Source organism: Roseomonas rosulenta (assembly GCF_016106005.1).
GTDB classification, from domain to species: domain Bacteria; phylum Pseudomonadota; class Alphaproteobacteria; order Acetobacterales; family Acetobacteraceae; genus Neoroseomonas; species Neoroseomonas rosulenta.
In genome coordinates, this window is the sequence record NZ_JACADR010000139.1 from 1 (window position 1) to 11,279 (window position 11,279).

Here is an 11,279-nt window from a genome sequence, read left to right on the forward strand (position 1 = left end):
CGGAACCGGCGCCGGCCGCGCCGCTCGCGGCGGAGTCGCTGCTGGCCCCCGCGGTGGCTGCCGCGGCAACCGCCTCGGTCGGCCAGTTGCTGCGCGCCGTCTCTTCGGAGCGCGGTGCGGCGGTCACGCGCGGCGGGCCGTCGATCGAGGATGTCGTGCGCGAGGAGCTGCGCCCGCTGCTCAAGTCCTGGCTGGACCAGCATCTACCCGACATCGTCGAGCGCCTGGTGCGCGCCGAGATCGAGCGCGTGGTCGGTCGCGCCCTGAGCTGACGCGCCGAAGCCCGGGCGTCAGTCCGGGCGGATGTTGTGCTCGCGCACGACGCGGCCCCAGGTCTCCATCTGCGTGTCCAGGAAGGCCCCGAAGGCCTCCGGCGTCGATCCCACCACGTCGATGCCGAGCGGGCCGCCGAGGCGGGCGCGCACCTCGGGCACCGCCAGCGCCTTCGCAAGCGACGCATGGAAGCGGGCCAGCACGGGCGCGGGCACGCCCGCGCGACCGATCACCGCCCACCAGGCCAGCGCGTCGATGCCGGGCACGCCGGATTCCGCAACCGTCGGCAGGTCGGGGAACAGCGCCGAGCGCCGCGCGCCGGTCTGCGCCAGCGGGCGCAGCGTGACACCCACCTGGCCGCCGAGCCCGGCATTGGTCGCCATGGGCATGTCGAGCTCGCCGGCGGCGGCGGCCGCGCTCATGGGACCGCCGCCGCGATAGGGCACGTGCACCACGCGGAAATCCCCCGCGGTCTGCATCAGCGACATGGTCAGATGCGCGAGGCTGCCATTGCCGATCGATCCGTAGGTGAGGGTGTCCGGGCGCGCCTTCGCCGCGGCGATCACCTCGGGCAGGCTGCGCCAGGGGCGGGAATTGTGCGTGGTGATCAGCATGGGCGCGGTGCCCACCAGCATGACCGGCACCAGGTCGCGCTTCGTGTCGAAGCCGAGGGTGGCGATGAGCGCCGGGTTCACCGCATGGGTGTCGAAGACCATGGCCCAGGTGGCGCCGTCGGCCGGGCCGCGGGCGAGGGCGGCGGTGCCGATCGCGCCCGAGGCGCCCGGGCGATTCTCGATCACCACCGGCACGCCGAGATCCGCCGAGAGATGCGGCTGCAGCAGGCGGGCGATGGTGTCCACCGACCCGCCGGGCGGGAAGGGGGCGATGATGCGGATGGGCCCCTGCGGCCATGTGGCCTGGGCGAGCGCCGGGCGCGCGAGGGCGGCGGCGGGCAGGGCGAGCAGCAGGCGGCGGCGTGCGGTCATGGTCGGTTCCCCGGCAGTCAGGACGGCCTCGTGGGCCGGCGCCGGTCGCCGCCCCGTCGCCATCCGCGGGATGCCCGGCGCCGGGCGTCTTGTCGCCTCCCTTAGCGCGATTGGCGCCGCGGTGGAATTGACGCCAGCGCGCGACCCTTGACGCAGGGCGTCCCGGCGGGGAAGGGATGCGGCCATGCTCGACAAGTCCTTCGACCCCGCCGCGATCGAACAGCGCCTCTACCAGGGCTGGGAGGGCTCCGGCGCCTTCTCGGCGAACCCGGCCTCGCCCGCGAAGCCCTTCACCATCATGATCCCGCCGCCCAACGTGACGGGCAGCCTGCATATCGGGCATGCGCTCGACAACACGCTGCAGGACGTGCTGATCCGCTGGCGGCGCATGCAGGGGCGCGATGCGCTGTGGCAGCCAGGCACCGACCATGCCGGCATCGCGACGCAGATGGTGGTGGAACGGCTGCTGGCGCAGCAGGGCAATGCCGACCGCCGCGCCATGGGGCGCGAGGCCTTCATCAAGCGCGTCTGGGACTGGAAGGCCGAGAGCGGGGGCACCATCACGCGGCAGCTGCGCCGCCTCGGCGCGTCGCTCGACTGGCCGCGCGAGCGCTTCACGATGGATGAGGGCCTGTCGGAGGCGGTACGCGAGGTTTTCGTCCGGCTCTATCGCGAGGGGCTGCTCTATCGCGACAAGCGGCTGGTCAACTGGGACCCGAAGTTCCTCACCGCGATCTCGGACCTCGAGGTCGAGAGCAGGGAGGTGAAGGGCCATCTGTGGCACCTGCGTTACCCGGTCGAGGGCGAGCCCGGCCGCTTCGTGGTGGTGGCGACGACGCGGCCCGAGACGATGCTCGGTGACACCGCGGTCGCGGTGCATCCCGAGGATGCGCGCTTCCGCGACCTGGTCGGCAAGCGCGTGGTCCTGCCGCTGGTCGGGCGGTCCATTCCCGTGGTGGCAGACGAGTATTCCGACCCGGAGAAGGGCTCGGGCGCGGTGAAGATCACCCCGGCGCATGACTTCAACGACTTCGAACTCGGCAAGCGGCACGACCTGCCGATGCCCTCAGTGCTGGATGCCGAGGGGCGGGTGATGCTGGAGGAGATCGCGGTGGCCTTCGCGCAGGTGGAGGGCGTGAGCGACCTCGACTTCGTGCGCGACCTCGCGGGGTCCGACCGCTTCGCGGCACGCAAGGCGATCGTCGCACGGCTCGAGGAGATGGACCTCGTCGAGAAGATCGAGCCCCACACCCATGCCGTGCCGCATGGCGACCGCTCCGGCGTGCCGATCGAACCGCGGCTGACCATGCAGTGGTACGTGGATGCCAAGACGCTGGCCGCGCCGGCGATCAAGGCGGTCGAGACCGGGCAGACCGTGTTCACGCCGCGCCAGTGGGAGAACACCTTCTTCGCCTGGATGCGCGACATCCAGCCCTGGTGCGTGTCGCGCCAGCTCTGGTGGGGCCACCAGATCCCCGCCTGGTACGCCCCCGATGGCGAGGTCTTCGTCGCCCACACCGAGGAGGAGGCCCTCGCACAGGCGCGCGCGAAGTTCGGGCGCGAGGTGGCGCTCGTGCGCGACGAGGACGTGCTCGACACCTGGTTCAGCAGCGCGCTGTGGCCCTTCAGCACCATCGGCTGGCCGCAGAAGACGCCGGAACTGGCGAAGTACTATCCCGGCGACGTGCTGGTGACGGGCTTCGACATCATCTTCTTCTGGGTCGCCCGCATGATGATGATGGGCATCCATTTCATGGGCGAGGTGCCCTTCCGCACCGTGTGCATCCACGGCCTGGTGCGCGACGAGAAGGGCCAGAAGATGTCGAAGTCGAAGGGCAATGTCCTCGACCCGCTCGAACTCATCGACGCGCATGGCGCGGATGCGGTGCGCTTCACCCTGTGTGCCCTGGCCGGGCCGGGGCGCGACATCAAGCTGGCGAAGCAGCGCATCGAGGGCTATCGCGCCTTCGCCACAAAGATCTGGAACGCGGCGCGCTTCTGCGAAATGAACGGCATCGCGCCGCGGCCTGGTTTCGATCCGGCGTCGGCGACGCTGCCGCTGTCGCGCTGGATCCTGGACGCTGCGAACACCGCGGTGGCGGAAGCGAATGCCGCGCTCGAGGCCTTCCGCTTCGATGACTACGCCTCGGCCTGCTACCGCTTCACCTGGGGCAGCTTCTGCGACTGGTTCCTGGAATTCGCCAAGCCTGTGCTGCAAGGCCCGGACAGCGCGGAGAAGGAGGAGGTGAAGGGTGCCGCGCAGCACGTGCTGGGCGTCATCCTGCGCCTGCTGCACCCGGTGATGCCCTTCATCACCGAGGAACTGTGGCACCGCATGGGCTACGGGGCCGAATGCAGCCTGATCCGCGAGGCCTGGCCGGAGGCAGCGGCGGTTGCCGGCGCGGCGGAAGCACGGGCCGAGCTCGACTGGGTGGTGCGGCTGGTCAGCGAAATCCGCACCGTGCGCTCCGAGATGAACGTCGTGCCGTCCATCACCGTGCCGCTGCTGCTGGCCGGGGCCTCGGGCGAATCCCTCGACCGCGCGAAGCGCTGGGAGGAGGCGATCAAGCGCCTCGGCCGCGCGACCGAGATCCGCGCTTTGGACGGCGAGGCCCCGAAGGGCGCCGTGCAGGCCGTGGTGGGCGAAGCCACCGTCATGCTGCCGCTGGCCGACGTCATCGACCTCGCGGCCGAGCGCGCGCGCCTCGCCAAGGAGCGCGCCCGCATCGCGGCCGAGGCCGGGAAGACCGAGGCCAAGCTCGCCAGCGAGGTCTTCGTCTCCCGCGCGCCGGAGGAGATCGTGCAGGAGATGCGCGACCGCCTGGAGACCCAGCAGACCGAGATGGCCCGGCTCGATGCCGCCATCGCCCGCATTTCCGCCTGACCGGCCAAGCCTGAGGAAACGCCATGACCGCCTGGGACAAGTCACGCCTGCCGAGCCGCCACACCACCATGGGCCCGGAGCGCGCGCCGCACCGCTCCTACTACTACGCGATGGGCCTGACGAAGGAGGAGATCGAGCAGCCGCTGGTCGGCGTCGCCTCCTGCTGGAACGAGGCCGCGCCCTGCAACATCGCGCTGTCGCGCCAGGCGCAGGCGGCGAAGGTGGGCGTCAAGGAAGCGGGTGCGACGCCGCGCGAATTCACCACCATCACGGTGACCGACGGCATCGCCATGGGGCACCAGTCGATGAAGTCCTCGCTGGCCAGCCGTGAAGCCATCGCGGATTCGATCGAGCTCACCATGCGCGGGCATTGCTACGACGCGCTGGTCGGCATCGCCGGCTGCGACAAGTCGCTGCCGGGCGTGATGATGTCCATGATCCGGCTGAACGTGCCGAGCGTGTTCATGTATGGCGGGTCGATCATGCCGGGCCGCCACCACGGCCGCGACGTGACCGTGCTGGATGTCTTCGAGGCGGTCGGCCAGCACGCCGCCGGCAACATGTCCGACGAGGAGCTGGACGAGCTCGAGCGCCACGCCTGCCCCGGCGCGGGTGCGTGTGGCGGCCAGTTCACCGCCAACACCATGGCCTGCGTGTCCGAGATGATCGGCCTCGCGCTGCCGTTCTCCGCCGGCGCGCCGGCGCCGGACGAGGATCGCGACCGCTGGGCGGTGGAATCCGGCCGCGCGGTGGTGGAGCTCATCCGCCGCAACATCCGCCCGCGCGACATCGTCACGCTGGACAGCCTGCACAATGCCGCGGCCATCGTGGGGGCGACCGGCGGGTCCACCAACGCCGCGCTGCACCTGCCCGCCATGGCGCATGAGGCGGGCATCCGCTTCACCCTGCAGGATGTGGCGGAGATCATGCGCAAGACGCCGCATATCGCCGACCTCAAGCCCGGCGGTCGCTACGTCGCGGCGGACGTGCATCGGATCGGCGGCGTGCCGGTCATCATCAAGGCGCTGCTCGAGGGCGGCTACGTGAAGGGGGATTGCCTGACGGTCACTGGCAGGACCCTCGCGGAGAACCACCGGGAGGTGATCGTCCCGCGCGACCAGGACGTGGTGCGCCCCTGTTCCGACCCGATCAGCCCGATCGGCGGCGTTGTGGCGCTGAAAGGCAACCTCGCCCCCGAGGGTGCCATCGTGAAGATCGCCGGCATGCACAACCTGCGCTTCGAAGGCACCGCGCTGTGCTTCGACTGCGAGGAGGACGCCTTCGCCGCGGTCGAGGCGCGCGCCTACAAGGCGGGCGACGTCATCATCGTGCGCTACGAAGGGCCCAAGGGCGGGCCCGGCATGCGCGAGATGCTGTCCACCACCAGCGCGATCTACGGCCAGGGCATGGGCGACAAGGTGGCGCTGATCACCGATGGGCGCTTCAGCGGGGCGACGCGCGGCTTCTGCATCGGCCATGTCGGGCCGGAGGCCGCGGTGGGCGGGCCGATCGCGCTGCTGCAGAACGGCGACCGCATCGTGATCGACGCCGAGGCCGGCACCATCGACATGATCGTGCCGGAGGAGGAGATCGCCCGCCGCCGCGCCGCCTGGAAGCCGCGCGGGCACGACTACAATGCCGGCGCGCTGTGGAAGTATGCGCAGCTGGTCGGGCCGGCCTATCTGGGCGCCGTGACCAACCCCGGCGCCGCGGCCGAGACGCACTGCTACGCCGACCAGTAGCGTTACACTTCGCATGCCACGGCGCTGCCATCACGGTGGCGCAGGAAACTCCCGTGCGAGGGCGCGCCCGCGCCCGCGCCCGGGAGACCGCCGATGATGCTTCGTCGCCTGTTTCTGCCCGTCCTGGCCGGCGCCGGCCTGGCCGGATGCGTGGCCTACCAGGAGCCGGTGGCCTATGCGCCGCCGCCGCGCCCCGTCTATGTCGCCCCGCCGCCGGTCTATGTCGCGCCGCCGCCTGCCCGGGTCTATGTTCAGCCGCGCCCGCGCCGCTACTGGGTGCCGCGGCGCTGCGACGCCTGGGGCCGGTGCTGGGGCGGCTACTGGCGCTGAGCCCGAAGACCGAGGGAACCCCGATGCGCGCTATGCCCGCCGCCATCGCCTGCCTGCTGCTGCTGGGCGGCTGCGTGGTCTACCCCGATGGCAGCATCGGCCCGGTGCCGCCGCCGGGGGCGACCATCCCGCCGCCGGTGCCGCCCATCGCCTATGCGCCGCCGGTCTATGGCGACGGCTATGGCGTGGCCCCCCAGCAGGGCGTGCCGATCTACGTGGTGCCCGCGCCGCAGCCCCCGCCGCTGGTTGTGACGCCCTCGATCGGCATCGGGCTCGGCTGGGGCTGGGGCGGCGGCTGGGGCGGGGGCTATTGGGGGGCGCGCCCGGGCTATTGGGGCCGGCCCTACTACCGGCGCTGGTAGCGGCGCCTCAGCGCAGGGTCGCGATCACCGGCGTGTGGTCGGAGGGCTGCGCCTCGCTGCGCGGCATGGTGTCGACCTCGCAGGCCTCGAGCCGCTCCGCGAGGTCGGGGCTCAGCAGCACGTGGTCGATGCGCAGGCCGCGATTGGTCTCGAAGGCGGCGCCGTAGTCCCAGTAGGTGAACAGGGTTTCGGCGGGATGCAGCGCGCGCAGCGCGTCGGTCAGGCCGAGATGCAGCAGGGCGCGGAAGCGCGCGCGGCTCTCGGGGCGCACCAGCGCATCGGTCGGCGGCAGCGCGCCGGGGGCGAGGTCGGCATCGGTCGGGCAGACATTGAAGTCGCCCAGCACCGCAAAGGGGGTGAAGCTGTCGAGCCGGTCCGTCGCCACGGCCCTAAGCCGGTCCATCCAGGCCAACTTGTAGGCGAAGCCGGCCTCGCCGCCGGAATTGCCGTTGGGCAGGTAGATGCCAGCGGCGTTGATCCCGCCGGCGCGCACCTCGATGTAGCGGGCGTGGCTGTCCTCGGCGTCGCCGGGCAGGTGCTCGGCGACCACCTCGAAGGGGATGCGGGCGATGACGGCGACACCGTTGCGCCCGCCGCCCTGGCCGACCGCATGGGTACGGTAGCCCAGCGCCTCGAACTCCATCGCCGGCACCTGCTCTGCGGTGCAGCGGGTCTCCTGGAGAAACAGCAGGTCGGGCTGCGCGCGCGCCAGGAAGCGCGCCACGTGCCCGGCGCGCTGGCGGATCGAATTGACGTTGAAGGTGGCGAGCTTCAGGGATCAGCCCACCGAGAAGGAGGTGCCGCAGCCGCAGGCCGAGACCGCCTGCGGGTTGCGGATGGCGAAGTGGGCGCCGATCAGCTCTTCCGCCCAGTCGAGCTCGGCGCCCGCCAGCAGGTCGAGCGAGACCGGGTCGACGAAAACGCGCCCGGCGCCTTCGCCGACCACCAGGTCGTCCTCGGCCGGAGCGTCCTCAAGGCCGAACTTGTACTGGAAGCCGGAGCAGCCGCCGGCCTCAACCGCCAGGCGCAGCCCGGCGGCGGGCCGGCCCTCGCGCGCGGCGATATCGGCCACCTGGGCGGCGGCGCGTGCGGTCACGCGGAAGGCGGGCGGGGGGGATGCACCATCGGGCATGGGGAAGACTCCTCGGCACCGAACATAGGCGCTTCGCGGCCCGGTTCCAACGCGGGGGCGCGGTTGCCGGGGGGCGCGCCCGGGTGCTACGGCCCCCGCGATGACTCTCGCGCCCCACGCCGTCCGGCCCGAGACCTCCCGCGGCCGGCTGCATCCGGAGGCGGGGGGCGATGTGCGCTCGCCCTTCCAGCGCGACCGGGACCGCATCATCCACGCCACCGCGTTCCGACGGCTGCAGTACAAGACGCAGGTCTTCATCTACCACGAGGGCGACCATTTCCGCACGCGGCTGACCCACAGCATCGAGGTGGCGCAGATCGCGCGCTCCATCGCGCGGCTGCTCGCACTCGACGAGGACCTGGCGGAGGCGCTGGCCCTCGCGCACGATCTCGGCCATCCGCCCTTCGGCCATGCCGGGGAGGATGCTCTGAACAGCGCGATGAAGCCCTATGGCGGCTTCGACCACAATGCGCAGTCGCTCAAGGCCGTGACGCTGCTGGAGGCACGCTATGCCGGCTTCGATGGGCTGAACCTGACCTGGGAGACGCTGGAGGGCCTGGCCAAGCACAACGGCCCGCTGCGCCGGCCCGCGCCCTACATCGCGGAATACGACGCGCGGCATCCTCTCGACCTGCACACGCATGCGAGCGCCGAGGCTCAGGTGGCCGCGCTCGCGGACGACATTGCCTACAACAACCACGACCTCGATGACGGGCTGCGCGCGCGGCTGTTCAGCCTCGAGGAAGTGGGCGCGTTGCCGCTGGTGCGCGAAGCGCTGGCGCAGGCGCGCGCCGCTGCCCCCGATGCGCCGCCCGAGCGCCTGGCCTCGGAGATGATCCGTCGCGTCATCAACGCCATGGTGGGGGACGTGGTGGCGGAATCGCGCCGGCGCATCGCCGCGCTGGCGCCCTCCACGGTGGAGGACATCCGCCGCGCGGACCGCCCGGTGGTGGCCTTCTCGGATGCGATGGCCGAGGCGAACCTGCCGCTGCGCGACTTCCTGTTCACCCGCATGTACCGGCACTGGCGCGTCAACCGCACCATGGCGAAGTCGAAGCGCGTGGTGCAGATGCTGTTCAGCCACCTGCATGGCGGGCCGCAGATGCTGCCGCCGGTCTGGCGCGCGCGTGCCGGGGATGCCGGTTCCGCACAATGCGCCCTGGTGGTGTGCGACTACATCGCCGGCATGACCGACCGCTACGCGCTGGAGGAATACCGGCGCCTGAACGACCCAGACATCCCAGGCTGAGCACCCCATGACCGAGAACATCTTCACTCTGCTGACGCAGGAGGTGCGCGGCGCGCTCTCTGCCCTGGTGCCGGAGCTCCCGCCCGAGGCGCTGGCCCGCGTGCAGGTCGAGCCCCCGCGCGACACCGCGCATGGCGACATGGCGACCAATGCCGCGCTGGTGGCGGCGAAGCCCGCGCGCATGCCGCCGCAGAAGCTGGCGGCCGCCCTGGCCGAGAGGCTGCTCGCCCTGCCCATGGTGACCGAGGCCGCCCCGGCCGGCCCCGGCTTCGTGAACCTGCGCCTGGATGAGACCTTCCTGCGCGCCCAGGTCCCCGCCGTGCTGCGTGCGGGCGAGGCCTATGGCGACAGCCGCATCGGCGCGGGCATCCGCGCCAATGTGGAATACGTCTCGGCCAACCCGACCGGGCCGATGCATGTCGGGCATTGCCGCGGCGCGGTGGTGGGCGATGCGCTCGCGAACCTGATGGCCAAGGCGGGCTACGACGTCACCAAGGAGTACTACGTCAACGACGCGGGCAACCAGGTGGCCGCGCTCGGCTGGGCAGCCTATTGGCGCTACCTGCGCGCGGTTACGCTGAATGCGGACGAGTGGAACGCGGAAGCCGCCGAGCACCGCTTCGGCACCACGCTGCAATACCGCGGCGACTACCTGGTGGCGGTGGGCGACGCGCTGGCCGAGCGCTTCGGCGAGCAGATGATGGCGCGGCGCATCGAGCCCGGCATGCTGCCGGCGGAGGAGACCGTCTCCGCCTTCGCCCCGGCGCTCGAGCGCGGCTGGCTGGTGCGCACCGCCTGGCTCGACACCGCGCGCGAGACGGCGGTCGCGATGATGATGGCGGAGATCCGCGAGGACCTGGCCCTGCTCGGCGTCACGCACGATGTCTTCGTGAGCGAGCGCGCGCTGGTCGAGGCCGGCGGCGTCGATGCCGCGATCAAGCTGCTGTCGGGCAAGGGCCTCGTCTACCAGGGCGTGCTGGAGCCGCCCAAGGGCAAGACCCCGGAGGACTGGGAACCGCGCGAGCAGCTGCTGTTCCGCGCAACCTCCTTCGGGGACGAGGTGGACCGCCCGCTGCGCAAGTCCGACGGCACCGGGACCTATTTCGCCAACGACATCGCCAACCACCAGCACAAGATCGACCGCGGCTTCGCGGAACTGGTGCATGTCTGGGGCGCCGACCATGGCGGCTACGTGAAGCGGATGGAGGCGGTGGTGGCCGCGCTGTCCGACCGCCGCGTCAGCCTCGATGTCGTGCTCACGCAGATCGTGCAAGTGATGAAGGGCGGCGAGCCGGTGCGCATGTCGAAGCGCGCGGGCACCTACGTCACGCTGCGCGACCTCATCGAGGAAGTGGGCCGCGATGCGGTGCGCTTCACCATGCTCACGCGCAAGGCCGATGCGCAGATGGAATTCGACCTCGACAAGGTGGTCGAGCAGACGCGCGACAATCCGGTGTTCTACGTGCAGTACGCCCATGCACGCTGCCGATCGGTGCTGCGCCAGGCCGAGGCGACCGACGCCGCGCTGGTGGCCGGGCTGGAGGCCGTCCCGCTCGATGCCTTGGCCGATCCGGCGGAGATGGCGCTGATCCGGCGCATCGCCGCCTGGCCGCGCAGCGTGGAAGCAGCCGCAACAGCGCGTGAACCGCACCGGATCGCGTTCTTTCTCCAAGACTTGGCCTCGGACTTTCACGTATTGTGGAACCGTGGTCGCGACGATTCGACGCTCCGGTTCATCCGGGCGGAGGACCCCGCCGCGACCCGGGCCCGGCTGGCCCTCGTCGCGGCGACCGCGACGGTGATCCGCTCGGGCCTGGGCGTCATGGGGGTGACGCCGGTCGAAGAGATGCGCTGAGGGGCTGGCCCGGGCCCCTGGCAGTCAGGGGGTGGGGCGTGACCGATGTACCTGTGCCGTCCTATCGGGTGCGGCCTTCGGATGATGGCGGGCCGCCCTGGCGGCTGATCGCGATCGGCGGCGGGCTGGCCGCGACCCTGCTGGTCGGCGCCGCGCTGGTCTGGGGCATGAGCCGCATGGGCGGCGGGCCGCGATCGGTCCCGCTGATCGAGGCCGATCCCCGGCCCTTCAAGGTGCGCCCGGATGATCCGGGCGGGCTGCGCGTGCCCAACCAGGACGAGCTGATCTTCGAGCGCAACCGGGGTGCCGCGGCGAATGGCGGGGCGCGGCTGGCGCCGGAGCCGGAAGGGCCGCGGATCGATGCCTTGCGCGCGCAGGTTGCGCAGCCGGCGCCGCGGCCGGTTGCCCCCGCCGCGCCGAATGGGACCGCGGCACCGGGTGCGCCGACCGCGGCGGCTCCGGCGGG

The 11,279-nt window shown here is 71.7% G+C and carries 10 protein-coding genes and 1 pseudogene; 8 read left to right on the top strand and 3 right to left on the bottom strand.

What is annotated here, in order from left to right; genetic code table 11:
• On the top strand, positions 1-272 hold a 272-nt coding region (locus HW578_RS16105; protein WP_198371587.1), incomplete at its 5' end, for a DUF2497 domain-containing protein.
• Positions 273-290: 18 nt separating this feature from the next.
• On the opposite strand, the gene HW578_RS16110 is transcribed toward HW578_RS16105, so the two are convergent.
• Positions 291-1,259: a tripartite tricarboxylate transporter substrate binding protein gene (locus HW578_RS16110; protein ID WP_198371589.1), complete on the bottom strand. Its 969-nt coding sequence runs from the start codon at positions 1,257-1,259 to the stop codon at positions 291-293.
• A 184-nt stretch (positions 1,260-1,443) separates the two neighbouring features.
• Between HW578_RS16110 and HW578_RS16115 the strand changes: the two genes are divergently transcribed.
• From HW578_RS16115 to HW578_RS16130, 4 genes are all read left to right on the top strand, one after another.
• Positions 1,444-4,143 (top strand): valine--tRNA ligase, encoded by a 2,700-nt coding sequence (locus HW578_RS16115; protein WP_198371597.1) that lies wholly within the window; start codon positions 1,444-1,446, stop codon positions 4,141-4,143.
• 23 nt (positions 4,144-4,166) lie between these two features.
• Positions 4,167-5,885: a dihydroxy-acid dehydratase gene (ilvD, locus tag HW578_RS16120; protein WP_198371598.1), complete on the top strand. Its 1,719-nt coding sequence runs from the start codon at positions 4,167-4,169 to the stop codon at positions 5,883-5,885.
• Between the two features lie 93 nt (positions 5,886-5,978).
• Positions 5,979-6,215, top strand: coding sequence for a hypothetical protein (locus HW578_RS16125; protein ID WP_198371600.1), 237 nt, complete (start codon positions 5,979-5,981; stop codon positions 6,213-6,215).
• A gap of 23 nt (positions 6,216-6,238) precedes the next feature.
• Positions 6,239-6,577 (top strand): hypothetical protein, encoded by a 339-nt coding sequence (locus HW578_RS16130; RefSeq protein ID WP_198371602.1) that lies wholly within the window; start codon positions 6,239-6,241, stop codon positions 6,575-6,577.
• 7 nt (positions 6,578-6,584) lie between these two features.
• Here the strand turns inward: HW578_RS16130 and HW578_RS16135 are convergent, their stop codons facing one another.
• Entirely contained in the window at positions 6,585-7,352 is a 768-nt protein-coding gene (locus HW578_RS16135) for an exodeoxyribonuclease III (RefSeq protein ID WP_198371608.1), read from the bottom strand.
• A gap of 3 nt (positions 7,353-7,355) precedes the next feature.
• Entirely contained in the window at positions 7,356-7,709 is a 354-nt protein-coding gene (locus HW578_RS16140; RefSeq protein WP_198371604.1) for a HesB/IscA family protein, read from the bottom strand.
• A 100-nt stretch (positions 7,710-7,809) separates the two neighbouring features.
• Here HW578_RS16140 and HW578_RS16145 point away from each other — a divergent pair, with 100 nt between their 5' ends.
• From HW578_RS16145 to HW578_RS16155, 3 genes and pseudogenes are all read left to right on the top strand, one after another.
• Entirely contained in the window at positions 7,810-8,958 is a 1,149-nt protein-coding gene (locus HW578_RS16145) for a deoxyguanosinetriphosphate triphosphohydrolase (RefSeq protein WP_198371605.1), read from the top strand.
• A 7-nt stretch (positions 8,959-8,965) separates the two neighbouring features.
• On the top strand, positions 8,966-10,813 hold the full coding sequence (argS, locus tag HW578_RS16150) for an arginine--tRNA ligase (protein WP_198371606.1): 1,848 nt from the start codon (positions 8,966-8,968) through the stop codon (positions 10,811-10,813).
• A 38-nt stretch (positions 10,814-10,851) separates the two neighbouring features.
• A pseudogene (locus tag HW578_RS16155) lies at positions 10,852-11,279 on the top strand (hypothetical protein); the annotation flags it as partial.